Annotated in this window: 20 protein-coding genes and 2 pseudogenes; 5 read left to right on the top strand and 17 right to left on the bottom strand. The window is 44.2% G+C overall.

Going from position 1 to position 26,610, the window contains the following annotated elements; translation table 11 throughout:
* Window positions 1–2 precede the first annotated feature (2 nt).
* From AC58PV_RS05915 to AC58PV_RS05940, 6 genes are all read right to left on the bottom strand, one after another.
* Window positions 3–1,808 (bottom strand): sensor histidine kinase, encoded by a 1,806-nt coding sequence (locus AC58PV_RS05915; RefSeq protein WP_497431338.1) that lies wholly within the window; start codon window positions 1,806–1,808, stop codon window positions 3–5.
* 91 nt (window positions 1,809–1,899) lie between these two features.
* Entirely contained in the window at window positions 1,900–3,432 is a 1,533-nt protein-coding gene (locus tag AC58PV_RS05920; protein WP_497431339.1) for an extracellular solute-binding protein, read from the bottom strand.
* A gap of 38 nt (window positions 3,433–3,470) precedes the next feature.
* Window positions 3,471–4,343 (bottom strand): carbohydrate ABC transporter permease, encoded by an 873-nt coding sequence (locus AC58PV_RS05925; RefSeq protein WP_310500902.1) that lies wholly within the window; start codon window positions 4,341–4,343, stop codon window positions 3,471–3,473.
* Window positions 4,344–4,355: 12 nt separating this feature from the next.
* Entirely contained in the window at window positions 4,356–5,258 is a 903-nt protein-coding gene (locus AC58PV_RS05930) for an ABC transporter permease (protein WP_497431340.1), read from the bottom strand.
* A 5-nt stretch (window positions 5,259–5,263) separates the two neighbouring features.
* Window positions 5,264–6,775 (bottom strand): hypothetical protein, encoded by a 1,512-nt coding sequence (locus AC58PV_RS05935; RefSeq protein WP_497431341.1) that lies wholly within the window; start codon window positions 6,773–6,775, stop codon window positions 5,264–5,266.
* Window positions 6,776–6,885: 110 nt separating this feature from the next.
* Window positions 6,886–9,789, bottom strand: coding sequence for a polysaccharide lyase family 8 super-sandwich domain-containing protein (locus AC58PV_RS05940; protein WP_497431342.1), 2,904 nt, complete (start codon window positions 9,787–9,789; stop codon window positions 6,886–6,888).
* Between the two features lie 372 nt (window positions 9,790–10,161).
* Here AC58PV_RS05940 and AC58PV_RS05945 point away from each other — a divergent pair, with 372 nt between their 5' ends.
* The gene (locus AC58PV_RS05945; protein ID WP_497431343.1) at window positions 10,162–10,341 is read left to right on the top strand and encodes a hypothetical protein; all 180 of its coding nucleotides are present in this window, start codon (window positions 10,162–10,164) and stop codon (window positions 10,339–10,341) included.
* Between the two features lie 413 nt (window positions 10,342–10,754).
* Here AC58PV_RS05945 and AC58PV_RS05950 read toward each other — a convergent pair whose 3' ends face one another.
* The 3 genes from AC58PV_RS05950 to AC58PV_RS05960 form a co-directional block, all read right to left on the bottom strand.
* Window positions 10,755–11,549 (bottom strand): hypothetical protein, encoded by a 795-nt coding sequence (locus tag AC58PV_RS05950; protein WP_497431344.1) that lies wholly within the window; start codon window positions 11,547–11,549, stop codon window positions 10,755–10,757.
* Window positions 11,550–11,640: 91 nt separating this feature from the next.
* A complete protein-coding gene (locus tag AC58PV_RS05955) occupies window positions 11,641–13,434 on the bottom strand; it encodes a response regulator (protein ID WP_497431345.1) in 1,794 nt (597 codons plus the stop codon).
* 120 nt (window positions 13,435–13,554) lie between these two features.
* Entirely contained in the window at window positions 13,555–14,133 is a 579-nt protein-coding gene (locus AC58PV_RS05960) for a sensor domain-containing protein (RefSeq protein ID WP_497431346.1), read from the bottom strand.
* A gap of 310 nt (window positions 14,134–14,443) precedes the next feature.
* Between AC58PV_RS05960 and AC58PV_RS05965 the strand changes: the two genes are divergently transcribed.
* Together AC58PV_RS05965 and AC58PV_RS05970 are read left to right on the top strand one after the other, a co-directional pair.
* Window positions 14,444–15,793, top strand: a complete 1,350-nt coding sequence (locus tag AC58PV_RS05965) for an erythromycin esterase family protein (protein WP_497431347.1) — start codon at window positions 14,444–14,446, stop codon at window positions 15,791–15,793.
* 42 nt (window positions 15,794–15,835) lie between these two features.
* Window positions 15,836–16,282: a DUF6843 domain-containing protein gene (locus tag AC58PV_RS05970; protein WP_497431348.1), complete on the top strand. Its 447-nt coding sequence runs from the start codon at window positions 15,836–15,838 to the stop codon at window positions 16,280–16,282.
* A gap of 79 nt (window positions 16,283–16,361) precedes the next feature.
* Here the strand turns inward: AC58PV_RS05970 and AC58PV_RS05975 are convergent, their stop codons facing one another.
* The 4 genes and pseudogenes from AC58PV_RS05975 to AC58PV_RS05990 form a co-directional block, all read right to left on the bottom strand.
* Window positions 16,362–17,156 (bottom strand): SDR family NAD(P)-dependent oxidoreductase, encoded by a 795-nt coding sequence (locus AC58PV_RS05975; protein ID WP_497431388.1) that lies wholly within the window; start codon window positions 17,154–17,156, stop codon window positions 16,362–16,364.
* Between the two features lie 79 nt (window positions 17,157–17,235).
* The gene (locus AC58PV_RS05980) at window positions 17,236–18,288 is read right to left on the bottom strand and encodes a helix-turn-helix domain-containing protein (protein WP_497431349.1); all 1,053 of its coding nucleotides are present in this window, start codon (window positions 18,286–18,288) and stop codon (window positions 17,236–17,238) included.
* A 458-nt stretch (window positions 18,289–18,746) separates the two neighbouring features.
* Window positions 18,747–19,717, bottom strand: a pseudogene (locus AC58PV_RS05985) (aldo/keto reductase).
* Window positions 19,718–19,727: 10 nt separating this feature from the next.
* The gene (locus tag AC58PV_RS05990; RefSeq protein WP_497431350.1) at window positions 19,728–20,159 is read right to left on the bottom strand and encodes a MerR family transcriptional regulator; all 432 of its coding nucleotides are present in this window, start codon (window positions 20,157–20,159) and stop codon (window positions 19,728–19,730) included.
* 269 nt (window positions 20,160–20,428) lie between these two features.
* Between AC58PV_RS05990 and AC58PV_RS05995 the strand changes: the two genes are divergently transcribed.
* Window positions 20,429–21,766, top strand: coding sequence for an S-layer homology domain-containing protein (locus tag AC58PV_RS05995; RefSeq protein WP_497431351.1), 1,338 nt, complete (start codon window positions 20,429–20,431; stop codon window positions 21,764–21,766).
* A gap of 99 nt (window positions 21,767–21,865) precedes the next feature.
* On the opposite strand, the gene AC58PV_RS06000 is transcribed toward AC58PV_RS05995, so the two are convergent.
* The 4 genes and pseudogenes from AC58PV_RS06000 to AC58PV_RS06015 form a co-directional block, all read right to left on the bottom strand.
* Window positions 21,866–22,651, bottom strand: coding sequence for a 3-hydroxybutyrate dehydrogenase (locus tag AC58PV_RS06000; RefSeq protein WP_497431352.1), 786 nt, complete (start codon window positions 22,649–22,651; stop codon window positions 21,866–21,868).
* Window position 22,652: 1 nt separating this feature from the next.
* Window positions 22,653–23,852, bottom strand: coding sequence for an acetyl-CoA C-acetyltransferase (locus tag AC58PV_RS06005; protein ID WP_497431353.1), 1,200 nt, complete (start codon window positions 23,850–23,852; stop codon window positions 22,653–22,655).
* Window positions 23,845–24,510, bottom strand: coding sequence for a 3-oxoacid CoA-transferase subunit B (locus AC58PV_RS06010; protein WP_497431389.1), 666 nt, complete (start codon window positions 24,508–24,510; stop codon window positions 23,845–23,847). The genes AC58PV_RS06005 and AC58PV_RS06010 overlap by 8 nt, the downstream gene beginning before the upstream one ends.
* Window positions 24,511–25,218, bottom strand: a pseudogene (locus AC58PV_RS06015) (CoA transferase subunit A); the annotation flags it as partial.
* A gap of 181 nt (window positions 25,219–25,399) precedes the next feature.
* Here AC58PV_RS06015 and AC58PV_RS06020 point away from each other — a divergent pair.
* Window positions 25,400–26,293 carry a LysR family transcriptional regulator gene (locus AC58PV_RS06020; protein WP_497431354.1) on the top strand — a complete coding sequence of 298 codons (894 nt, stop codon included), beginning with the start codon at window positions 25,400–25,402 and terminating at the stop codon, window positions 26,291–26,293.
* Window positions 26,294–26,610: the final 317 nt, after the last annotated feature.

Here is a 26,610-nt window from a genome sequence, read left to right on the forward strand (position 1 = left end):
CCCTATGCCTCTCGCGGAAAAATGAGCGTTACCTCGGTTCCCGACGTGTTGCTTTTGATATCCATATCGGCACCTTCACCGTAGTAAAGCAGCATGCGAGATTTCACATTGCTTAATCCAAAAATTTCGTCTGGCGTGTCCTGCTCTTTGGCCAACAGAAACATTTGGCCGACTGTTATTTGCGCTAGCTTATCCCTAATAAAAGTCAAGCGTTCGTCAGAAATACCCTGGCCATTATCGTTAATGCGGATAATCAGCTTACCTTCTTGCACGTTAGCCTCAATCCGCAACAGCTTGCTGCCTACCCTTTTCTCTAAACCGTGCAAAATCGCATTTTCGACCAACGGCTGCAGCAGCAGCCGCAAAATGGAACGTTTCACCGCTTCTTCCGATACAAACGTTTCTACCACTAATTGATCTCGAAAACGCAGTTTCTGCAAATTTAAATAATATTGTAAGTTGGACACCGATTCCCCAACCGTAATAATTTCTCTTCCCTTCCCCAAGCTAATCCTAAAAAACTTAGATAAGTTGACAACCATAGAGCCGATATCCTTCTCACCGCTCAACATGGCCGCCGAATAAATGGAATCGAGTGTGTTATATAGGAAATGGGGATTAATCTGAGCTTGTAAGCGCTTAAGCTCTGTCCTTGCTAATCGGAGTTGCAGCTCGTATCCTTCCTGAATCAACTGCTGCTGTTCCTCTGCCATTTGATTAAATGAATCCATCACAAAGCCAAACTCATCTTCTCGATGATGTGTAATCCGTGTTACGAGCTGTCCCTTTCGCATTTTCTGCATCGCATTGACAAGATGACGCAATGGCTTGGAAATATAGATAAAGACGACCCACGCACTCCAAAAGGCAATACATAGACTGATAATAATAATGACAACCGTCCATCTCTGCAGCTGCTGTGTTTCATGAAATATTTCAGCGGCTGGCTGAACAAGCACAAGCGACAAACCTGATTTATCCGATACAGATTGTGTAATCAACTGATCTCCCCACCGAATTGAACCACTCTCCCTCGGCTCGATAATTTCCTTCGCAAGTTCCGATTCACCTGACATTTCAGCTCCTGTTGAAGCAACGAGTCTCTTATCTGCCGTGTATAAGTACACCGACGCCTTCGAAGTCGGCAATAAATCACGGATTAAATTCGCAAAATAGCTTTTACGCAGGACAAGAAGAACCACATTGTGCGTTGCCGGCTGATGCTGGTCATAATTGTTCATGAGCCGCATCAGGACGATATTTTGGGTATTCAAAACAGGATCCGGTTGTCCGCTTGATTGTAAACGATTAGATGATGGGATAAAGATGGCGTCCGCAAATCCGCTTGCAGCAGCTTGTTTCACCCATTCCTCCTGGTCGGGCTGATCGATTCGCTGATAGCCTAGCGTCGTCAACAAGGTATGCGAATAGGAATGTAGAATGGCTGCATGAGCAAACATTGTATTCAACGTTACAATTTGAGATAGCTTACTCGTAATTAAGCGAAAATCAAACAAGGTCTCGCCCTCAAGCTCACTCCCAGCCTTCGATAGCATCATATTCAAGTCACTGTCATTGGCAAGCTGTAGCGAAAGCTCCTCTGCACCTTGAAAACTCAGATCAATATAATTCATCACCGCTGTCAATCCGTGTTGGGTTCGCTCCATCAGCCTATTCTGCAGAATATCCTTAGACTTCAGATTTGCATACAGTGCAGTTCCAACTAGCGGAATGAGGGTAAGGACGAAAATGATCGTCAACCGGACTTGCGTCGATTTCTTCGGCCAACGCAGCCATCTCCGTTCCATAGCTTTCATCCTCTCCATGATTGCGCAGAGACAGAAGGAACGAGCGTAAGGCGCAAATGCACCCGAAGTTCGTTCCATATCATTCATGCCATTACTTTTTCTGCTTATACCATTCGTTTACCTCATTATAGCTGACCTCCCCGCCTGAAGCTTTAAATTTTTGCCTTGTTGCTTCAAGCGTAGAGATGGTATCTCCACCTGCGATAAGTTTTACTGCGTAATCCGTTGTCATCTGATTTAGCTGTAGATTATTTTTGGAATACACAGCTAAGTAAGGGGAAATCCCTAATGGATCAATCACACGGGAGTCTGACGGTTGCTTTAGATTTAGAATCTCCCACGCCTCAAATAATCTTGGATCTTTTCTAACGCGTGCTTGCCAGTAAGCTAAGTAATTCTTTTCATCGATTCCTGAAAGATAGTTATTAGCCGCATTGCGCTCATCTACGAAAATCGGCAGAATCGGACTGTACGCGCCGTCCTTAAACGAATAATGCTTGCCTTCTTCCCCAATCGCCATATTCTTGAACGTATCCGAATCTAGCTTGGCGTTCAGCCACTTGACTGCATCTTCCGGATTCTTGGAAGATTTCGGTACGAACGTAATTGCCGAGAATCCGGCATTGCCCGGGAAGCCCATCTCACCATCCGGTCCTTTCAAGACGGAGAGGAATTGTGCTTTACCGCTTGGAATATTTTTTGTTAAAGCATCAATGAGTGTCGGTACGTCGGAATACGCCGCTTGAATAATACCGACTTGTCCGCTTGAAAATTTCTGTTTCACGTTATCTGCTTTGTTCAGCACAAACTCATTGTCGAGCAGCTTCTGTTTATACAAATTATTCATGAATGCAATATATTTCTCGAATGCAGGATCAAGCAAACGCGGAGTCAGCTTACCACCGTCTTCGTTCCAGGCGTTCGCCATACCGAAAGCGCCTACGATATTATCCACAAAAGGTAAATCCCCACGGATAGACATAGGAAGCAATTTAGCGCCAATCCCACCTGGATCTTTCTCTTTAAAAGCTTTCAACACGGCAGTAAGCTCATCTAATGTCGTCGGCATCTTCATATTCAGCTTCTCAAGCCAGTCCGTACGAATCAAGATACCTCCTCCCGTATTCGGGTTCGCTTTCGTCGGGATCGCGTAAATTTTCCCGTCCACTTTAGCGGCATCCAACGTTTCTTGAGAAATCATCTTTTTAATATTCGGTCCATATTTCTCGATGAGAGGTGTCAAATCGACCAACGCACCTCGCTTGGCATAGTCGGCCCATTGCGCTTTGGAATCGCTCGTCCCACTGATCGTCACCGCATCGTAAGGTTCATTCGTGGACATTAGCAAATTCAGCTTATCTTCGGGTTTATCCTGAGGCAGCATGTCGTACTGTACTTTATAACCCGTCTTTTCTTCGAGCATCTTGGCTACTGGATACGTATTATAATCATCCTTCTGCCAAATCTGAAGTGCTTTAAGCGTAGGCTTTGGCCCAGCTGCTGCCTTAGTCGCTTGCCCCCCGGTTGCCGGAGCATTCGCAGCGCCACCTCCACAAGCTGTAGTAAGTAGGCTTAGAGAAATTAGTGAAGCCGTAATTGCGGTAATTTTGAAGCTATTCCTCATTGTAACTACCTCTCTCTATTTGTAATTTAGAATATTGGTCATCCTTTTACGGAGCCAATTAAAACGCCTTTGATAAAATATTTCTGAAGGAACGGATAGACGAGTAGGATTGGAACCGTAGAGGCAATGACGGTCGCAGATCGAATCCCCTCAGGAGTAACATTCATGACATCGTCCAACTTTCGATCTTCCCGCAAATTTGACGCATCCATAACAATATCTCGCAGATATAGCTGCAGCGGCTTTAGCTTCGGATCGCTCACATACAACATGGCATTAAAGAAATCGTTCCAGTACTGTACGGCGTAAAATAAGGCTATCGTTGCTAATACAGGCCCGCTAAGGGGAAGAATAATACGGAACAGGATGGTTCCGTACCGAGCGCCGTCCATCTTGGCCGACTCCTCTAGGCTTTCCGGCAAGCTTTCGTAGTAACTTTTTATAACCAATAGATTAAACACGCTCAGCATGGAAGGCAGGATTAACGACCAGACATTGTTGATCAACCCCAGCTGACGGATTAACAGGTAATTCGGAATAATACCGCCGTTAAATAGCATGGTAAAGACGAATAGGACAAGTAGGATTTTCCCGCCTTTTAGCTGCTTTTTGGAAAGCGGATATGCTGTAAGCGCAGTAATAACTAATGACATTAAGGTCCCCACAACGGTAATAAAAACAGACACTTGAAAGGAACGCAAGAACGTTGCCGATGTAATTACAAAAGTCATCGTTTCCAGTTGAAATCCTACTGGGAGCAGCCCGACTTGACCGGACACAACCGCCCATTCCTCACTGACGGCTTTATTAAAGATATTAATAAACGGGACGAGCGTAATAATGGAGAAGGAGATGAGAAGGAAGTATATACAGCCATCCATGATCCTATCTGCCTTGCTGAGCCTCTTCATTGTTTTCTCCTCCTACCATATACTGCGTCCGGCATACTTCCGGCTCAATGCATTCCCAAGAATTATAATCACGAAACCAACAACGGAATTAAATAAACCTACTGCAGTACTAAAGCTGTAATCCATTTGTCCGAGACCGATTCGATAGACAAAAGTGCCTATCACATCACCGGTTTCGTAGACGAGCGGATTATACATCGTTAAAATTTGCTCTGTACCGGCGTCCAACAAGTGTCCGATTCTCAATATAAACATCAGAATGATCACCGGAACAATTCCAGGAAGCGTAATAAGCAGCATTTGCTTTATTCTACCCGCTCCATCGATAGACGCTGCCTCATACTGCTCTTGCTCAATACCGGCAATCGCCGCAATGAATACGATTGCGTTCCAGCCCGTCTCTTTCCAGCCGGCAGTAAAGACGAGAATACTTCGAAAGTAAGCGTTATCAATCAAGAAACCAATTGGAGTTCCGCCAAGAAGTTCGATGACTTGATTGACTAATCCGTTTGATGTGGAGAGCAGGTTGACGAACAATCCGGCAATGATGACCCACGATAAAAAATGTGGCAAGTAGATTATCGTCTGCACAACGCGCTTAAATATCATTCTTCTTATTTCATTGAGCAGCAGTGCTACCACAATGGGGATGGGAAATAAAATGACGATTTTATAAAGACTGATTAACAGCGTATTGCGAAATACTTGGTAAAACTCATCCGAATGAAACAGTTTGCGGAATTGCTCAAGGCCGATCCATTCACTACCAGTAATACCGCCAAAAATATTGAAGTCCTGGAAAGCAATCAATATTCCGTACATTGGCGTATATTTAAATAATAGAAGAAACGCCACTCCGGGAATAAGCATTGCGTACAATTCCCAGTGCGAATAAAAATATCTTGCTTTATGCATATCGGTTAGGAATCCCCCTCAGTCAGCATCTGATGTCTTGCTTCTTCCTCTGTCATTGACCATACAGTCTGCCTAAAAGGTAACGGGTTGCTGCTGATCGTTGGACGGATTCCGCTTGCTGTTGTTAGCTGACGAGCGACAAATGACTGACATGCAACGTAAGAATAAAGCTGATTCTCCATGTTCACTGACACGCTGTCCCAGGGATCTGAAAATATGTACATACCTTCGTAATGCTCAGGAACGTGCGAATCATCCACAAAAAGATTGCTGATCTCAATATGCCGTGGCATGTAACACACATATCCAAAATCATGATTGCCTCTATTTCTCATCAGAAATAGCTCCGGTAGGACGATGTCTCCATTGGAAGGAATCCACTTGCAGTTTCGAATATGGACGTCACCGTCCCATGTACTTCCGTAATCCTGACGTAATTCAATCAGAGCATTGGCGTAGCTCGTGACATTTTCCAGCGTAAGATGTCCTCGACCAATGGCTTTAACTCCCTGCCATCCGATTGTGCTATTCTTAATTGAATATTCGCCGGATACCCCCATATGGGCATCCAGTCTGGTAAATGTGCAGCCATCAACGTGAATGTTTTTGCAAAAATTCGTAGCGACTACACCCCAGCGTGTTCGATCATGAATGTGATTCATGGTGCAATTAATGAGCGTTAGATTCACAACATGGTTCGCATGCAAATCATAAGAGCCCATTTTAACGGGCGCACCTGCCGCACCTACTGTTGTATAAATTTTGTGTCCACTTAAAAAGCAGTTCTGTATGGTTATATAAGCACAACGCATGGCACTTAGAAAACCTCGATACGGAGATCCATGCCCTATTTCGCCTGACAAGTAATGCGTAACACCGTCAACAACAGTGTTAGAACGCGTAATGTCAATGCCACGAGCATAGTAGTCATATTTGGACTCCCCACGATTAGCCAGTGTGGTAAAGATCCCTCCGCGAAGATAAAGAACTGTACGATCAATCAGCGATGCTTCAACTGCTGTGATCTGCTCATAGTTCCAATCAATAGGTGTGGGAATCGCTCCATCCTTTTGCACTATAAAACAATCCGTCTGATCTGTCCCCGCGTTCTGATTCAAACCATGGCGAATAAATCGTTTCACTTTGCTATTGGTCACCATGACATAGCAATCTTCTTCGAGTGATATGTCCAGTTGCTTCTGGTCCCTTACTAAGGATAGAATCTCCAACTCGTACGGGCGCTGTGCGGATTGTACAAGAAAGCAAGGGAGCTTATGATTCTCAACCTTCGTATCATCGATCGTAAAACAGGTTGTACTCCAGTTTACTTCTGTTTCAATGACTGCCGTCAGTGCCCGATTCCCAATATAATAGATGGCATCGGGCTTCGTTCGCACCGGCAGCCGATGCTGATTGGCATACGCATGTGCGGCACAGATGGCTTCCATATCATCGTACAGACCATCACCGACGGCGCCAAAATCTTCGTAATTAACGGTATCCTTCCTTACGTTCATCACTACCTTCCTCTCTGCTGAAAATATTACCTATATTCATCATAGAGGATTTTAACGATCTGATGTAGAGCACGTTCTTGACATGATCTGTTCGATTCTTTACCTCATCTTCATGGGAGAATCAGCTTCAACTCATCAATCTGTCCGTTAAACCAGGATTCGGTTCCCGCACGTCCGCGTCCGATATAAAGATTCTCGTTGTTCGTGAAGGTCGACTCTGTGTTAGACACGACGCCTCTGCTGGCTCCATCAAGCTGAAAATCGATAGCACTTCCGTTATGTGTAATCACTAGATGATACCAAGTATTGTTGTTCCAACTAATCGCATTGCTCTCCCTCCATGTCCCATTCCAGTACAATCCGATCTTCCCCGCATTCGATATACGGACGGAATAGGGCAGCGTAGCTCCCTGCTTCTCAATAATCTTCTGTGTTGTCGTCCCCGCTCCGGTTGAGAAGCGAATCCACGTATCCAGTTTAAACTTATTAGTAAAATCCAACTCCGCTGCATCCGGTACGGATACATAGCTGCTCGTGCCATTTAGAGAGAGCGCGCCACCTGCAAATCCACCGCTCGTAAATGAGGCATTATAGAGGGTTCCGGTATGTCCGTTGCCAGTACTGTCGGCAGCCGTCGAGCCGCTATTTTCGTCGAACTTCCAGTACGCCCGATTCGCCAGCTTGATTCGTGCTTCAAAACCCTTCCCGTTCGCACCGGTTACATTCACACGCAATTTGATGCTTGGACTCAGCTGATCGACCACAACGCTGCTGTCTTTCTCAAGTACAAGACTGCCGTTGCGATACAGTTCCACTTCGATCTCACCGTTTAACACTTGGGTAGGATCAGATATGGCGATGACAGCTTCGGTAGGTGTTTCCTTTACCATGACCGACGATTTCTTATTGCTCGTTAAATAGGGTTCGCCGTTTACAGCCACAGTCTCCACGGCATGTTCCCAGAAGTTCGCGCCGACAATGCCAATGTTCTTTTCTCGTACAGCCTGTACATTTGCGTTATTAGATAACACCTGGATATCCGGATTGGATGCATAAGCACTAACCTGTGAACTCGTATAGCCTGGGAGAAGGACATATTGATAGCTTGTATTCGAAGGGACTGTGCCGTGATCCAGCCACATGGTCAAATAGTTTTTCGTAATCGGTGTCGTCGAACCTGTCTGACTAATATCGCTATAAGCCCCAGTTCTGGCTTCCCTCATAGTTCTTAACGTAGGTGAAGTCGGAAAATAGTACCCGATATCCGCACCGCTGCCTGTTCCAGCCAGATGCATCCAGCTCGTATTCGTATGCACTTGATAGCCTTGTGTTAATGAAGTAGATTGATTACTGCCATTAATCATAAATGCGTTATTTCCACTGTCATTTAGCTTGCGATTTTCGACTATCGTCTCCACAACCGGACTATCGGAGGAGGAAATCCCTGCCCCTAGCGCCACAATTTCATTATCCAGCATGAACCAGGATTTCTTCGCTTCCAGCGTCTTATCCTGCGTTTTAATGCTCATCCCGCTGACACCATAGGTATCTCCCACTGCTACGCCGCCGACCCAACCTTTGGTGTTAAACTGCTTGGCCGCTTGCGTCGTGTTCCTTTCTACCGTAGTACCGGGAAGCCTATATGCATCAACAGTCGGCCAATAATCAGCATACTGGCTCCAATCGCCGTTATAGAGATAAGTCATCCCTTCCGCAGTATGCCATCCGTGTAAATTTTCGTTATTCGTCTTCTCATAATTCATGACACGACTTGAATACATGCTTAATCCGAAGCCAAATCCCGGCCGAAGATGAACAGCCTTATCCATCCCCGGATACTGTTTATTTACATACAGGTCACCTCGTGGACTTGCATTTTGCAGGATTTCTCGTGCCAGCTCAATCATTTCAATGGAAGAAGCCAAATAATAATCGGATGACGTGTTCGTATCCATAACCGACTTGACGATACTTCGAATCTCATTGCGCTCAGCAGTCGGGGCAAATTGCGAGATGCGAATAAGGGCACTAATTGCATTTCTGCCCGAGGCATTGACAGCGCGTGAAATCTCCCTGCCACGAACCATATCCATCATTTTTCCGTTATATAGCAGCGGTTCAAATGCAGAGAATACCCACTCATACATACGGCTTAGATTGGGGTCGATGACAGCCCAAGTACTGCCATTCAGCAGCTGAACAAGATCACCAATGCTCATCATGAGTGCAACACCATAGCCACCGTTATATGGCTGAGCCGTGTGTTGAATGAAGGATCCGTCTATATAAAACCCGTCCCCATCCGTTACATAAAGAAATAATGGGGACAACGCATTTCGGGCACCTATGAGCTTGTCACTGTCCTTAACAAGGATGCCTCGAAGGGCAACGATTCGTGCCTTCCAAGCTAAATTCGCGCCTGTTGCCACCGCCGGCGTAGTCGCATTGTGCAGCTGCCCCGCCACAGGTGAGTAGTACTCGACTACGTTCATCCAGTTTGTAATCTGCACAGATGTAAGCTCATCATAAATCAGCGTTACGATATTCAAGAGGTGATTAGGCGCACCGATCTCCCAATCCCACCAGTTTCCGTACCCGCCCGACGTATTGTATCTATTGGTATACATCCAATCGAGCGCTGTTTTAATGGCGCTAAGTAATTGCGCGTTACCTTCCAGCGTAGAGCCTTCCGTTCGGTAGGCTAGAGCCATTTGATAAATCAATCCGTACCCTTGAACAATAGCGGCGGAATTTGTAGCGCTGTTCCAAGGATCGCTGCTGCCCATCGAGGGACTCATTGTGTTCCAAGCGCTTTGCGCACTCGTTGTAATCCGCTGAATCGCCGCATTGATAGCGCTGTCATTTTGATCGTAAGTTCTCCCCCCTGTCAGCATGAATGTCCATTTGCTTCGTAAATCATCATACGCATCACTTGCGTTTGCCTCTTCTCCCTTCCAACCTAATCCTGAGATCAGCAATGCGACAACCAAAATCATTCGCAACCATCGTTCCATTTCAGCACACTCCTTCTCAACTGTTTGATCGCCTTGAAGCTGTCAGCTGACCAGTCAACTGGGCAACTCCAACTTCCCTTAGCATAGGATAAGATAGATTGGAACTTCAACACGCGGATTTTGACATTTTCTAATCGCCTGTTGACTCTTTAGGATTCTTACCACCGGCAAAACATCTAAAACTAATCTAGAACTAAATCTAGAACTAAATCTAGAACTTATTCTCCCTGTCCAACACATTATTTCCATTTAACAATACTCTGCTGTAAAAATAATTGAGCACATTCGTCAGTCAGTCATTAATTTCGTCTTATTCATCTGAATAACATATTTTATTTTACACAACTTAAAGACGTTTAGGAGGTGAAAAAAATGTCTAATCAAAACAACAACCGAAACTCCAAAAATGTCTCAGAGAACATTAAGGATACTGCAGGGGCTGTATTTCATTCTGTTCATGAAGGGTTAGAAGCAACTGAAAATGCTGCAATGAACGCTGTTGATGCAACAGCTAACGCAATTAACAATTTAACAAATAATAATAAGCATTAATAGGCGTACCCCCAGCAACTAGAGGAGCTAAGCGGTCTTTCTCGCTTAGCTCCTCATTCTCGTGGGAGACGCGCAGTAGAACCTTTAACAATGGGATGTTCTTCCTTGCTACCACTACGTGTTTAGATGTATAAACTACAGTTAATTTATCCGAATCTGACCTATTTGCAGGATTAAATGGAAAAACTACAGCTAATTTGCAGGAAGTTTGAAGATATGAGCAAATTGAAGGGAATTAACGACAGGAAATACAGTTAACCTTTCGAATTCTACAAATCCGATTCAAATAGATGGAGAATATCCAGTTAGATTATTTTAACCTTCCATTTATTGAAAACTCATCGCAATAATCATGGTCCAGTTCCATCATATTGAATTCAGCTATAGTTCTGAGTTAGTTCAATAGTCGAATGCTACTTTATATACTCTATTATGGGTTTATATGCCTGATACTCTTGGCAAAATTTAAAATAATCACCATTAGAACATATAGCGGAAACAGATAAACGGAAAATGATTGCCCGAATAATCATTTCTTTATATATTTCATTATCTGGAAGCAGATCGATCTCAGAAATATGGCTTCCTTGCCATGCTATACAATCACAAACTAAAATGGCTTCCGCATATTCTACTGGAGCAATTGTTGGAGAAAAATCAATTACTAAAGGACTCAAAACATGGTCAAAAAGAATATTTCCCGACAAATCACTGTGAACAATCTGCACCTTATATTGCTCTTTTAGGCTTAAGCTACATAGTAATTTATTAATTATTTCTTGTGTCTCTCTTGGGAATTCCCCTGGCAATTCATCTATTTGCCATGCTATGCGATGACCCTTGGACCAAGGATTATCAGTATGAGGGAAGTTCTGAAAATCAATGGAAGATAGGTCACGGTGAAATAACTTCGACACCAGAAGTTTTTCTTCTATTTGCCCTTTTACATTCTTACCTACCTCATAATGAGTGCAAGACCATCCTCTACTTACAAAGGTACCGTAGTTATTTCTAACAGGCTTTGATACTCTATAACCTCGAGGAGTTATATTGTAAATTATATTCAGTAACCATTCAGAATGTTGTATGTCATCCACAGGTTTTAATACAGCATTACCGACTTTTACTGATGTATTCTGCCCGCCACTCAACGGCACAATATCCCCACTAAGATTAAATGAATATAGTATTTCTTTGGAAAGCATCATTTTCTCCCCCCCCTCTAGCAAAATGCTTCAAAATATCCATTTTATATTTCAATGTATCACTTCAAGAAACCTGGCCTACTATCATCATCAGTTAGCTAACAATGATCCCGACTTCCAACGCTTTCTGGACTGCTTCTTCCTTGTTGCGGACTCCTAGCTTAAAATAGGCCGAGGAGGCGTAGTTTCTGACCGTGCCGTCCGACAAATACAGCTTGGACGCTATCGTCTTGTACCCGAGCCCTTTGGCAACAAGCTGCAATATTTCTATTTCCCTGTAAGTCAGGTCATAGTCGTTGTTGGCTTTCAGTTGCGTCGATTCGACGCTCTTATCGAGCTTCTCGAATATTTTATGGGACATTCCCTGATCGATTAATGTGCCTCCTCTGTGAATAAGCCGGATCGTATCTGCTAGTTCTAACGGTTCGGTTGATTTCAGCAGGAAGCCATCCGCACCGCTGCGCAGTAAGTCCAATGCTTGCTCCGCATCCTGGAATGTCGTGAAAATCAATACGCGGATCTGCGGCCATTGCTGCTTGATCATTTTGGTTGCCTCGGCTCCGTTCATGCGTGGCATATCCAAATCCATCAGCACTACGTGAGGCTGGAGGCGTCCGCACAGGTCGAGAGCCTGTTCGCCATCTTCTGCCGATCCGACTAATTTCAAGTCCTGGTACTTGTCGAGCAGCATCCGGAGACTTTCCCGAATAAAAGGTTGGTCGTCGACGATCAACAACTTAATAAGGTCGTCCTCTATTTCCGCTTGTCGCGGCAACGAACAGGTAACAAGCGTCCCGTCCCCTGGCCTCGTATAAACGGACACTTGACCTTGCAAATTCATGGCCCGCTCCCTCATCGCGTTCATGCCGAAGCCCTCCCGCCATTCTTCCATCCCTCTTCCGTTGTCATGCACCTCCAGCCTCGTATCTTGCTGCCCGAATTGCAAAGAAACGGTAATTTCCGTTGCCTGACCGTGACGAACCGCATTCGTAAGAGATTCTTGCAGGCAGCGAATGAACGCCATTTTCGCTTGTCGGGACAGTTGGTACTCGCCTCCAAACGCACGAAAGCTAACGTTGGTCCGGGCATGCTCCTGAAATTCATCTCCAAGCTTTTGCAGAGACTGGACCAAGGAAAGAGACTGCTGTGGAGAATCCATTTGATGCAAGTAGCCCCTCACTTCCTCTATACTTTTACGGCCCAACTCAAGCAAGGAATCCAGCCTCTGTATACCCGTTTCAGTAGCAAGCTCGGAGCGCAACGCTTCCATTCCCATGATGATGGAAGTATAAGCATGACCGACAGTATCGTGAAGCTCTCTCGACAGCCTGTTTCGTTCTTCTGCCAGCGTAATACGCTCGATGTGGGACATATATTGCTCAAGCACCGCATTTTGCTTGCGGATCGTTTCATTTTGCCGATGATTGACGATCAATAAATGAAACGCGAATCCCATCACATAAGCAAATCCATAGTAGGTTACCATGAACCAATAGCTGTTATCTGGCGAAACGACATAAAAAATTCCGGGTATTACCAAGACCGCTGCCGGAGCCGTCCACTGATAAGACCGATGAGCGCTATTCGCTGCGATCAGAAAGGCTGATGCAAGAAATGAAGGAAAAGCTTCGGGAAACAACGAGGTTAAATGTATGCAAAGCCCGCCAAAAAGCAGTATTTCTGTGAGTAAATAATATTTGTAGTTGAGCAGCAAGCAAACCCAGGGAATAGAGAAAGCGGCAATCTCCCAAAAAATAACGATCCAAAGAGGCAGCGCTAGACCTTCCTGAAATCTAATTGTCGTGAGGACGAGCGAAACGCTAGTAATAAGGCGGATCCCCAGCATAATCCAATCATACCAAAACCACTGTTTGACTATATCCAACAAATCATTCAACCCCTAAGCAACTTTCTGTTTGTTTCCTATAGTATTATAGACCAAACCTTCTTGTGGTACATAATTAGCTGTTTACGCTACAGCTCTGCACAAAGGCCGGAAACAAAACAGCTATCGATCAAGCTGCTGAATCATGGTGCGCGTATAACCTCCGAATGTTTTCGCCAACCGGTCACTTAACTTGATGCTTATTGCGGCAAACACCGCTCCCAGAGCCATGGTAAAGAGTGCTTCCGCAAAAGTATCTACTTGCATGAAAATGACATTCAAATCGATGTATCGATACAAAAGTGGTGCCAACATGAATGCAAGCGGTCCTAAATAGAGAACGGCTACGCTGACGAGACTGAAGAGCCCGATCACCAACTTCTGCATTAACCAAAAGACGGCGAACCAGTTGCGACGATCCGTAAGTTCTAATTTGGCATGAACCCAGACCGATGCATCCGTTATTATTTTTTTGTCGTAAGGTGCCGTCGTAATATCTGTATAAATTTTCGTCTGCGTACGTTCGAATTGAATGAAGGTTGTCGTAGTTCGCAATACGCGTGTAACTAGTGGAATGCCGATTACCGTAAATGAAAGACTTAAACTGAACGTCAGAGCTACCAAATAAAAGCAAAAGTAAAACAAGCCTGTAACGAAAGTTAATAATAAAAAATAACCATTTTGGATGAAACCTGATCTCATAAGGTTCATCGCTCCTCTCCGTTTATTCTATCGTTGGCTTCTTCCATCAACCGCACCAGGTGTTGGTTGCCTACTGCTACATACTACCCGTACAGCTGTCATCTCCACTAGTGACATCATGTCATCATTTTCTTTGTGACATATTGGCGCTGATCCATACATAGCGAGCCTTGCATGTCACATGAAATAGTGAAGATTTGTAACTAGCCCATATGATAATGAGTGAGTGACAATTGGACTACTGAAGACGACCCAATATGCTTGTGTGCAGAAAGCGACGTACTTCAAAAAAAACCATGAGGTGAATACGATGAACAAAAGAAGGAAAATGATTTATGGTGGAGTTGCCGTCATGCTAAGTGCAACGATTCTAACTGCGGGTTGCAGTACAAGACCCGCTGAAAAGTCGAATCAAATAAGAACAAACCAACCAGTTGAGACATCTCAAATATCTCAAAATAGTATTGCGAAATCACTTGAATCGCAAGCGAAGCAACTGAAGACGTTAGATCCGAAACAACCATTGAATGATTTAAAACCACTAAAAAACATGATAGGGAATGCAAATTATGTTGGTTTAGGAGAGGCCACTCACGGAAGCTCGGAGGTTTTTATGATGAAGCATCGCCTCGTGAAGTATTTGGTCACTGAACTGGGCTTTACTAATTTTGGAATTGAAGAGGATTGGGGGAATGGTTTAAAGCTGAACGAGTATATTCAAACAGGAAAAGGCGACCCTAGGGAGTTTTTGAAGCTGTTATACCCAACTGATGAGATCGTCGCTATGGTCGAATGGATGCGGGAATACAACTCTGACCCTGTACATAAAAAGAAAATTCAATTCGTCGGACTCGACTTAAAAATGCTGGATCAAAGTGTCTTCGATAAAGTAATTAACTACGTTAAGGAGCATCATCCTGATTTGCTGCCAGAAGTCGAGCAAAGTTACAAAGAGTTGTCATTGGTGACAGGCAATCTACAGGAATATATGAAGCTGACTACTGAAGTGAAAGAAAATCATGTGGCTAATGCGCAAAAAGTAGTCAAACTACTTGAAGACAAAACGAAGTCGATTAGTGAAGTTGATTCACACGAATTAGTTTGGGTGAAAGGGACGACTAAGGTGATAGAGAATTTTACGAAGATGGTGATTCCCGCTGACTATCCAAGCATGGTGAAGCTGCATGATCAGTATTTAGCCGAACATGCTGTTTGGGCTCAAGAAAAATTTGGCGGCAAAACGATGGTTTGGGCGCACAATATTCACATAGCTAAAGGTGTTATCACTGAGAAGATGTATCCTAAAGTCGCCGGGGAGTTTCTGAAAGAACGTGTTGGCAATCAATATGTAGCAATTGGCTCCACCACCACGGAAGGCAAATTTACAGCATTCAGTGATAATAAGATTGCAGCGGATACTATTCAGAAGAACGAGAAGAGCTCCAATTATATGTTTGGACAGGTTCATTACGAACAGTTCCTGTTAGATCTTCGCCAATTGAATGGAGCTGCGCAGCAATGGGTAAAAGAAAAGCAGCCATTCTTGGATGGCATTGCAGTGATCATTCCTAACGAACCGCAATATTATGATGTTTCCCTTCAAGAGCAATTCGACATTATGGTTCATATTCAAAAAACGACCCCTTCGCATATCAAGTAATATGAAATAATCGTAAATATAACAAAGAAAGGGTGATTTGTTATGACAAAGAAATTATTTATCCTTGCGATAGTAACTGTATGTATTGTGGTAACTGGGATTATTTTATTCAACAAATTTATTGAAACCAATACTACACATAAGTTCTTACTACCAAAAGGTTTTACGGGGTGGATTGAGGTTACATATGAACAACCTGATTCTCCTGCTTTGAAAAAAGATGGCGGCACATTAATTTATGAAGTCCCGCCTTCTGGAAAAGTAATGACTTCAAGCACAAGTGTTTCAGGAGCCATGGTTTTATTTTATATTGAGCAAGATGGTCGACAAGTTAAAGGACCTCCAGATGTGCCACTGATCCATGGTCAAGGAACATCTGGAGGAGATCGATTGGTACCTGAGGGCCAAACAGAAAAATTCCCCACTAAACTTACCTTCTTTGTAGGAACAGAGGAACAATGGCAAAACTCAAACGAGAAACGCCCCTAAAATAGTAGGATACAAGATTTTCCATCAGATAGGTGGATGTACACTATTTTTCAAATAAGATCATTTTAGCCGAGCATGATTAGTAAATCGTTGGGACCAGGCCCCCGTCCATACGGATCGGTGAACCTTTAAATGGTGTTGCATAAGGGCTGCATACAAATGTCGCAAGTCTGCCGATCTCGCTCGGTCTAATGAAGCGTTGCAATTCCGATTGAGGCAGATTGGTGGCCATGAATGTTTTTTCTTTTTCCTCAAAGGTCATGCTTTCGTCCTGAAAAACGCTCTCGATGATGTTTTGTACATTCTCTGAAAGTGTTGGTCCAGGCATAATCGTATTGATTGTAACCTCGGTCCCCACTGTTAATTTGGACAGACTCTTCGACAAAGAGAGCAGCATGGACTTGGTTACAGCATATTGCGGCATGAGTCCTGAAGGCATTACCGCTTCCTCGCTCGCAATAAAGATGATCCGACCAAAGCCGTTCTTCAGCATGTTGGACAGATAGAATTTGGACAATCCGTTTGCTGAAAGTACGTTAGTCTGAAAGTATTTCTCCCACACAGCCTCGTCTATGTCATCATAAGACATGATCTCATAAATTCCGGTGTTGTTTACTAAAATATCAACATGCGGGAACTTTTTAAACAACGCTTCTCGCTCAGCGACACTTGTTATATCAGCTGCTGCATTTTGAGGGGTTGTATTCGGGTATGCGGACTTAATTTCACCAACTACTTGTTCTACCTCTTCGTAATTTCGTCCATTTATAAGAACGTTGACGCCTTCTTTCGCCAACTCGATGGCAATCGCTTTGCCGATTCCCTTCGTTGATCCTGTTACTAAAGCCGTTTTATTGTTCAATCCCATATCCATCATTCATTTCTCCCTTTTCTGTTCTGGATGTAGTTCGTGTTCTAGTTGCCTCGATAGAAAATGGTTAAACCCAATTCAATCAATGAATACTCGGCCTATCCGTAAGCGTATCTGCTCCGTTATCATGTGCCTCCGCATGTTCGCTCCGCCATTTCGCTGGCGTATCGCCTTCCCAAGCACGAAATGCGCGGAAGAATGAATTTTGGTCTTCATATCCGATCAGGAACGCCACTTCCTTAATATCGAGTGTTAAGTCCGCCAAATACATTCGTGCCTGTTCATGCCTTGATTGTTTGAGCAGATGGTTGAAACTTGTACGCTCATCGCTTAACCGGCGTTGCAAAGTACGGTCGCTCATGCCCAATTCCTTGGCGACCGTCTGTATATCGAGACGTCCGCCGCTGAAGTTGCGCTTCATAATCCATTTGACCATGTCCGAAACGGAAAAATTGATTTGATGTTCTTGCAACGTGCGGTCCAGTGCAGGGGTCAGAATTTCAAGCAACTCTTCATTATAGGTAAGAAAAGGACGATCCAGATCTTTCCGATGTAGCTTCAATCGATTGCGATCGGCATCCTGTTGGATGCGGCACCCGAAAAAAGATTCAAGAGCCTGTACATCCCCCATCGGCTGGGAAAACTCTACATCGCTTGCCGTAAGATGCTGGCCTGTCCCCCGACGTCCCAATTCAAGCAGGAATGCCAGTGTGATACCAACCAACATGGGTGGACAAGATTGATCCGTAACGAGCCATTCCAATTCGATCGTGCATGCCTCGCCATCTTCAATCATCTTTAAGCTTTCTGGAGGACAGAGCTGTTTATATCGGACCATCCGATGCAAGGCATCGCGATAATCACGGGCGTGGTAGGTGGCCAATATATTGGGTGGATATTTCGTTATATCATAAATAGTTGCAAGCTTGATCATCCCTTGGGCAATGTCACCTACCAAATCGGAATATGCCTGCCAGATTGCGTAATACTGTGCGGTGTTAACGACCTGCTCGGAAATAATCGTGAGTGGCAATCCCGCTTTACGGGCTACATCATGCGAGGCAATCCCCAATTGACGCAGTCCTTCCCAAAAACCCGAAGGCATTTTAATACGGTCAAAGGAATGGGCTGTCATTCTTTTGCACCTCCTTCTGTTTACTGACACATTCGGTCGAGGAACATTCATTCCCTGACTTACAGATATTATGATACCCTTAACATTCCGAAATGTAACTAGCATAGGGTGCCAACCAACTAGCGAATTACGCCAATTTTCCGTGCAAAATGAAACGAATGCAAAAAACGACACCTTCCTGTAAATCCAGGTTAGGTGTCGTTTTTTGCCCGCTGTTTACGAGGAACTCGCCTTATCAAAGTTGCCGATGTTTTCCATTCTGGTCGTTCACCGTTCCCAGAACTGTGTTGTTCCTCGAATTGAAATCCGTCGTTACTCGTGGCAGCTCTCCAGTTCCGCCGCGCGTTTTGCTTTGGATTGGCATCACCAGTTCCGAAGTCACGTACGTGAAACACACATCTTAACATGTGCAGTGTCAAAAATGACCCACGGCTACCATGGTTCTTGAAGGTTAAAACTTATCCATCAAGCAGCGTCATTTGTTCTTCCATGTATCGTGTGCCTTGGGCAACTTTCTTCGGACTTACGTTCTCGATGCGCATAAGTTCTTCTTTCGTGAGAACAATATACGCAGCAGCCGCGTTTTCCTCCAAATACTTGATTCTCTTCGTTCCAGGGATCGGTAACGCACCGTTCGCTATCGTCCAAGCGATTGCCAATTGAGATAGTGAACATTTTTTTTCAATTGCGATCTCTTTAATCTTATTGACAATCTCTAAGTTTTTCCCAAAGTTCTCTCCCTGGAATCGAGGCATCCATCTACGGAGATCATCGCAGCCAGATCTTCGAATGTATGAAGCTCGCCAGAGATAAAGCCCCTACTGAGCGGACTATAAGCAATATGGGTAATTCCAAGTTCTCTTGTAACAGGAAGAATCTCCTCTTCGATGTCACGACTCCAAAGCGAATATTCGCTCTCGAGCGCTGAGATCGGATATACGGCATGAGCCCGCCGAATAGTTGAAGCAGAAGCTTCAGACAAACCGAGCGCCCGAACCTTGCCTGCTTTGACCAGATCGGCCATCGCCCCTACCGTCTCTTCAATCGGAACTTGCGGATCAACTCGGTGCTGATAATACAGGTCGATGTAATCCGTCTTTAAACGATGAAGGCTATCTTCCACTGCCTTCTTAACGTAATCGGGATGGCCGCTGAGGCTCTCGTAATTGGAGGTATAAGAGAACTTAGTCGCAATAATTGCTTGCTCTCGACGCCCTTGGAGTGCTTTTCCAAGCAACTCTTCGTTGTGCCCGTTCCCATACACGTCGGCAGTATCGAACATCGTGACGCCTAAATCCAGAGCACGATGAATTGTCTGGATTGACTGTTCATCATTTGGCTCCCCGTACATACCCGGAGACATTCCCATGATGCCAAGTCCGATCGAAGATAAGATAATCTGGCTATTACCTAATACTCTTTGTTTCATTCTTCATCCCTCATTCTTGTTTAATCGATTGGTTGTGTTGATCTTCCATTTGATTTAGCAGCATACTCTCGGAAGGAAGCTCTCCCTTCTCAATATCCTCGTAGATGGCCAACTTGTTATTGACAGCATCAAGGGCTTCAGCCAATTCACTTTGCCGACGATACAATTCATCTTTATACTGGTTTAAGATTGCTTTTCTCTGCGGTATCGTGGCATCGCCATCTAACGCAAGGTTAACCATCTGCTTCATCAAGGAAATTTTCATTCCAGTGGCACGAAAGCACGTCATTAATCGGATCCAATCCAAATGATCTTGCTCGAACAGACGATTGCCATACCGATCCCTCCTAATGTAGGGTAACAAGCCCTCTTTCTCATAGAAACGAATAGTATGTGCTGGACAACCAAGCCTCTCCGAAGCCTCTTTGATCGTATATGACATAGGGTAACTAGCTCCTTTAGTGGAAATTATCAGTTGGCTGGCTGGTTCTTATTTAGCCTAAGCCTTAAAGTACACTTTAAAGCAAGTTTTATTTTGAAACCACACAGCATGAGATGAGGAAACGCTTATAATTGAAATCCAAGGTTATCGTTTAGCAAACACTACTACTTTTTTATTGACGCCTTTACTATTTCCTGATATATTTCATTAAAACCAACTATTCCTATATGAATAAATATATGAATACATTTATGGAGGTGTCTATTATTATGAAACTTTTGAAATCTCGCAAGCCCATCCAGATAGCCGTTTTAACAGCCGTCCTCCTGTCCTCCGTTAGCACATTAAGCAGTGCAGCTGCTGCAAATGATTCAGCCCTCTCTTATAAGCAATTCTTGAACACCCGTTATGAGATCGCTCTGTCGAACTCCTTATCAAAAGGTGATTTCATCATCGCCGTAAACCGCATCTTGAAAGCGGAAGCGAAAGATCAGACGAATGTTTTTACAGATTTGCAAAAGGACAGCCCTTATTATGAAGCAGCGCTTGCCTTATATAAAAAAGGGATTCTCTCTGGAGACACGTTAAAGGGAGATCAGCCCCTCACTCAACTCCAGGCTATTTTCATTGCCTTAAAAGCATCCGGCTTGAAAGAACTTGCCTATACTTATCCAAAAGATAAAATCAAAGCTGCTCTGGCGAAAGTACATATTGACTACGAACAAAATAGTACATTAACGCTGCAAGCGGCTCAAGAACTAGCTGCAGCTATTGATACCGGTCTTGTCCCTTCCAAATTCCTAGCGGATGCTGCAGCTGACGAAGGCTTCGCTAACGAACTGCTTGGCAAGATTCTTTCTTTCAATGGACAATACAAGCATTATCTTGGAACGACTTCCGATGATGATATCTTCCGTAAGATAAACGATGCTTGGCGTACGGAGGATCTCATCTCAGCAACCGATTTGCGTTCTGTCTTCGAAGATGCCCTAAAAAAGAATCTCGTTACCGGTTATAACTTGAAGGATTCCCGTTTCGACGCCAACTTCGAGCCAAAGCTTTCTCTCACATATGGTCATTCTGACATTACACATGCCATTCAGCTAATAAGTTTGTTGCGTAGCGAGAACATCCAGGCGAAAGTACAGCTGGAGCCCAAAACATCTGCCTTCATCTACTTAAAAGAATGGGGCGAGCCGACACAGTCGGACGACTATCAAGTGGTCCAAATCGAGAATGGTAATTTCATCGCCTACTCGAAGGAATACGACATTGAGTTCGAATTTGATAACGCTGAGCAAAAAAATAAGTTCCAACAGATCATTTTCCAATATGCTAAAAAGAACAGTGAAGACCAGACAGGGCTCATTTATTCTTCTTGGTGGCAGCCGCTTTACTATTCATTAACGGATATCAAAGACTATAAAGTGATCGCTAACAATAAAGTCAGCAAAGGCCATTATTATGCACAATCCTTTTCCCTCAGCGATAAATCCGACGAAGTTGTTACCGGCCTGAAAAAAATAGACGCCAGTTTGAACGTCGACTCCTATAATTTTTGGGTGGACGAACCCTTCTACAATTACTTGCTAGGCGAATATAAATAAAAGCAGATAAAAAATATTAATGAAAAGGTCCGTCTAGACAGGTAGCAACCTGCTTGGACGGACCTTCGTTCTAAAGTGCTCCTCTTACTCCAACTTACATTATTGAACCGTATACCCGCCATCAATGAGAAGCGATGCACCTGTAACTCCGCTCATCTTTTCACTAGCAATGAATGCCGCGTATTCTGCGACTTCTTGTACGGTAATCAAACGCCCTTGCGGAACTAATGGAAAAATAACTTCTTCGATTACTCTTTCCACGTCTATATGGCGAGTCCGAGCTAGATCCTCCAGTTGCCCCCTAACTAGGGGAGTATCTACATAACCGGGACATAGCGCATTCACAGTAATACCGTCCTTAGCACCTTCCAGAGCAGCCACCTTCGTCAAGCCAATTAAGCCGTGCTTTGCACTGTTGTATGCTGACTTACCTGCAAAACCAACAACGCCATTGATGGAGGCCATATTAATAATCCTCCCGTACCCTTGAAGCTTCATAAAGGGAAATGCATGTTTGATACAAATAAAAGCACCGGTAATCATAACTTTTAATAAGTACTCAAATTTTTCAACAGGGAATTCTTCGATTGGTGCTACATGCTGCAACCCCGCATTATTGATTAAAATATGAATGGCGCCATACATGCTAACAATCTTACCAACAACATGGCAAACCTCGTCTTCACTGGTAACGTCGCATGCCATACCAACCGCCTGTCCGCCATTCTCTCTAATTACATCTGCCGCCGCTTGTGCGCTCTTTTCATGAATATCCGTCACAATGACAATGGCGCCTTCTTTGGCAAATGTTTGAGCGATGTGATAGCCGATTCCGCTCCCTGCACCTGTAATCCACGCTACTTTCTGATTGAGTAAAAGACTCAAGTTACTTCCCCCTCTCATGTAGGAATTCGACGGCCATTGCCACCCCTTGACCACCGCCGATACAGAGTGACGCTAGTCCATAACGACCTTCGCGCCTCTTTAACTCATGCAATAAGGTTACTACGACCCGAGCACCACTAGCACCAATTGGGTGTCCAAGGGCTATTGCACCGCCATTCACGTTAAGCTTATTTTCTGGAATAGTAAGATCACGAGCTACAGCTAACGCTTGAGCGGCGAATGCTTCATTGATCTCAAACAAATCAAAATCATGTATGTGCATGCCGGTTTTGTTCATAAGCCTCCGAATAGCAACGATTGGCCCAAGCCCCATCCAAGCTGGATCAAGCGCAGCACTTGTATAACTGTGGATCCTGGCCAAGGGTCTCACGCCAAGAGCTTCTGCTTTGTCTGCTGACATGATAACTAACGCTGCAGCACCATCGTTGATACCAGAGGCGTTGCCAGCCGTGACAGTCCCATCCGCACGAAATGCAGGCCTCAGTTTACCAAGTGTCTCCTCCGTTGTCCCCGGACGAATAAACTCATCTCGGTCAACAATGAGATCAGAACCTTTTTTCTGCGGAATCGAAACGGGAACCATTTCCTCTTTAAACCGATCTGCTAACATCGCTAGCTCGGCTTTATTTTGACTCTTTGAAGCATAGCGGTCCTGTTCTTCTCTGCTTAAGCCATACTTCTTTGCTATGTTCTCAGCAGTAATGCCCATGTGGAAATCGTTCGCAGCGCACCACAGACCATCACGTATCATCGAATCGATAAGGGTTGAGTTCCCCATACGAAGACCTGAGCGGGCACCTTCAATAAGAAAAGGAGCTTGACTCATATTTTCCATTCCGCCTGCAACAATGATCCCGGCATCACCTGAACGTATGGCTTGCACCGCCAAAATAATGGCTTTAAGTCCAGAACCGCAAACTTTGTTAATTGTCGTTGCTGGTACCGTATTAGAAAATCCTGCTTGCAACCATGCTTGACGAGCTGGATTTTGCCCTAAGCCGGCTTGTAGTACATTCCCCATGAAAACTTCATCAACCGTATCTTGGGGCACTTGAGATCTTAATAAGGCTTCCCGAATGACAATACCACCTAGCTCAATCGCTGAAAGAGATGACAAGGAACCTTGAAAATTCCCAATAGGGGTGCGAACAGCGCTAGCAATAACAATGTCATTATTCATTTCCGTTCACCAACAGGTCGGTATGAATTGTGAATTGTGCCTCTGTTTTCTCCCGGATTTCATTTAAGTTCGTCCCCTCTTGCATCTCCACAAGAACCATTCCCTCAGGTGTAAAATCAAACACAGCTAAATCCGTGATAAGCCGATTTACAACGCCTTTCCCGGTAAGAGGCAATGAACACTGCCGTTTCACCTTGGATTCCCCATACTTATTGACATGTTCCATGATGACAACAACATACTTAGCCCCATTAACTAAGTCCATGGCACCACCCATGCCTTTAACAAGCTTCCCTGGAATCATCCAATTGGCAAGATCACCCTCTTCGGAAACTTCCATCCCTCCCAAAATGGCAAGATCAATGTGACCGCCACGGATCATTCCGAAAGATTCGGCACTGTCGAAGAAAGAAGCTCCCGGAACAGCGGTTACCGTTTCTTTACCTGCATTAATCAGATCAGCGTCTTCCTCACCCGCTGCCGGGTAAGGACCTATGCCAAGGAGTCCATTCTCAGATTGCAGCATGATGTTTAAACTATCAGGCATACAATTTGCTACTAACGTCGGCATTCCGATTCCAAGGTTCACGTTCATCCCATCTTTTAATTCTTTGACGGCCCTATCAACAATTTTTAAGCGTACGTCACCTGTTTTCAATCCATGACTTTCAATCCCACTTAAGGTACGTCGCTCAATACGCTTTTGATAGGCTTCTCCCTTTACAACACGATGTACGTAAATTCCGGGTGTATGAATTTCTTCCGGGCTTAAATACCCCTCAGTCACAATCTCTTCTGCTTCAACAATCGTCATCTTTCCCGCAGCTGCCGCAAGGGGATTAAAATTACGTGCTGTATGACGGAAGCATAAATTTCCATAAATGTCGGCTTTCCAAGCTTTTACGAATGCAACGTCACCAATTATCGCCTCTTCAAGCACGTATGATCGCCCTCTGAATGCACGATGTTCTTTATCTTCTGCAATAGGTGTTCCAACTCCCGCCACTGTATAGAACGCCGGAATCCCTGACCCACCAGCACGAATTCGCTCAGCAAGTGTGCCCTGAGGAATTAACTCCACCTCTAATTCACCGCTTAGGTATTGGGTTTCAAACGTTTTATTTTCCCCGACATAGGATGACACCATCTTCTTAATTTGTTTATTCGCTAGGAGAAGACCCAATCCCCAATCATCGACACCACAGTTATTACTTACGATCGTTAATTCCTTTGCGCCCTGATCTCTTAGTGCATGAATTAAATGTTCAGGAATCCCGCATAGACCAAAACCTCCAACAATGATGGTATTGCCATCATGTATATCTTGAACTGCCTCCTTGGCAGACCCGTACAATTTAGTCCTCATATTTTGTTGCCCCCTAAACAGAAATGTTTTTTGTTATAATAGGTAAGATCGGATGAACAGAAATCCACCATTTTCTAACAAGAATAAGGGAAATTAGTTGCTTCGTATAATTCAAACTCTTCATGGTCACCATGAAAAAATTTTATGTTAAGACCGTTGTTACAAAAGAGGGTGTGAACGTATGGATTTGAGAAACCTGCGATACATATTAGAAGTCGTTAAGTTGCAAAATGTAACCAAAGCTGCGGAGCAACTGCACGTAACCCAACCCACACTCAGTAAAATCATCAAAAATCTAGAAGATGAACTTGGCGTTATTCTATTCGACCGTTCTGGTAAGAGCATCAAGTTAACGGATACTGGCACCGTTGCTGTCAAACATTTTCATACCATGATCAAGGCGATTGAAGAGCTTCATGTTAATTTGGATGAAGTGGCTAACTTAAAAATTGGAAAGCTGGTAATTGGCTTGCCGCCTGTTATTAGCTCGGTATTTTTCCCGCGAATTGTCGCTAACTTTCAAAAACATTATCCTAAAATCGAATTCCGAACCATCGAAGAAGGCGCCAAAAAGATCGAGCAGCTCCTACGTGAGGGCACTCTCGATCTTGGTTTTGTTGTTGCACCCGTAAATGAAGAAATATTTGAGACCATACCCTTGATTCAACAAAAGCTCGGACTGGTCGTTCACAAGCTTCATCGGCTAGCTGAGCGGGACCAAGTTTCCATACGGGAGTTAGGGGAAGAGAAGTTTATTGTTTTTCCTAAAGAATATGCGGTGCGTGAGCATCTGATAAAAGCATGTAGATTGGAAGGGTTTGAACCGCAGATCGTATATGAAAGTTCGCAATGGGATCTTCAAGCGGAAATGGTGGCTGAGAACTTAGGAATCACCATTATGCCAGAGGCCGTTTGTAAAAAAATCGCAAACCAGCATGTTCGCGTCATCTCATTAGAGGATCCCATTTTACCGTGGCATCTACTTATGATCTGGCGAAAAGACGAATATTTATCCTACGCCATGCGGGAGTTTGTGAAGTTTGTGCAAGAGGCTGCTGATGAGTTAAACGTATAATGGAATATGGCGTAGAAACTTGAGCAAAAACAGGTTTAGCTCTATGTCGCCATTTTAGTGCTAGCAGCTGGTCTTGGCTTATTAGCCCCTAATTTAATGACGACATTAGACAATCATATATTCATTTCCGTTGTCATTGCTGTTTTAATGCTTGGGATGTTCACACAGATCCCTTTCACATCCATGAAGGAATCGCTTGGTGATCGACGTTTTATCCTAGCCATGCTAACCGCCAATTATATAGCAGTACCGATTGTCGTCTGGCTTTTATCTCAGTTCCTGCCGCAACAGGCTCCTGTATTGCTGAGTAAAAAAAA

It is taken from the genome of Paenibacillus sp. J22FR83, from assembly GCF_059691955.1.

What these genes read in the sequence shown, in the direction of transcription:
- AC58PV_RS05915 (WP_497431338.1), bottom strand. Translation starts at nt 1,808, where the DNA reads ATGGAACGGAGATGGCTGCGTTGGCCGAAGAAATCGACGCAAGTCCGG.
- AC58PV_RS05930 (WP_497431340.1), bottom strand. Translation starts at nt 5,258, where the DNA reads ATGCATAAAGCAAGATATTTTTATTCGCACTGGGAATTGTACGCAATG.
- AC58PV_RS05965 (WP_497431347.1), top strand. Translation starts at nt 14,444, where the DNA reads ATGAACAAAAGAAGGAAAATGATTTATGGTGGAGTTGCCGTCATGCTA.
- AC58PV_RS05950 (WP_497431344.1), bottom strand. Translation starts at nt 11,549, where the DNA reads ATGATGCTTTCCAAAGAAATACTATATTCATTTAATCTTAGTGGGGAT.
- AC58PV_RS05970 (WP_497431348.1), top strand. Translation starts at nt 15,836, where the DNA reads ATGACAAAGAAATTATTTATCCTTGCGATAGTAACTGTATGTATTGTG.
- AC58PV_RS05995 (WP_497431351.1), top strand. Translation starts at nt 20,429, where the DNA reads ATGAAACTTTTGAAATCTCGCAAGCCCATCCAGATAGCCGTTTTAACA.
- AC58PV_RS05935 (WP_497431341.1), bottom strand. Translation starts at nt 6,775, where the DNA reads ATGAACGTAAGGAAGGATACCGTTAATTACGAAGATTTTGGCGCCGTC.
- AC58PV_RS05920 (WP_497431339.1), bottom strand. Translation starts at nt 3,432, where the DNA reads ATGAGGAATAGCTTCAAAATTACCGCAATTACGGCTTCACTAATTTCT.
- AC58PV_RS05925 (WP_310500902.1), bottom strand. Translation starts at nt 4,343, where the DNA reads ATGAAGAGGCTCAGCAAGGCAGATAGGATCATGGATGGCTGTATATAC.
- AC58PV_RS06020 (WP_497431354.1), top strand. Translation starts at nt 25,400, where the DNA reads ATGGATTTGAGAAACCTGCGATACATATTAGAAGTCGTTAAGTTGCAA.
- AC58PV_RS05980 (WP_497431349.1), bottom strand. Translation starts at nt 18,288, where the DNA reads ATGACAGCCCATTCCTTTGACCGTATTAAAATGCCTTCGGGTTTTTGG.
- AC58PV_RS05960 (WP_497431346.1), bottom strand. Translation starts at nt 14,133, where the DNA reads ATGAGATCAGGTTTCATCCAAAATGGTTATTTTTTATTATTAACTTTC.
- AC58PV_RS05975 (WP_497431388.1), bottom strand. Translation starts at nt 17,156, where the DNA reads ATGGATATGGGATTGAACAATAAAACGGCTTTAGTAACAGGATCAACG.
- AC58PV_RS05940 (WP_497431342.1), bottom strand. Translation starts at nt 9,789, where the DNA reads ATGGAACGATGGTTGCGAATGATTTTGGTTGTCGCATTGCTGATCTCA.
- AC58PV_RS05945 (WP_497431343.1), top strand. Translation starts at nt 10,162, where the DNA reads ATGTCTAATCAAAACAACAACCGAAACTCCAAAAATGTCTCAGAGAAC.
- AC58PV_RS05990 (WP_497431350.1), bottom strand. Translation starts at nt 20,159, where the DNA reads ATGTCATATACGATCAAAGAGGCTTCGGAGAGGCTTGGTTGTCCAGCA.
- AC58PV_RS06005 (WP_497431353.1), bottom strand. Translation starts at nt 23,852, where the DNA reads ATGAATAATGACATTGTTATTGCTAGCGCTGTTCGCACCCCTATTGGG.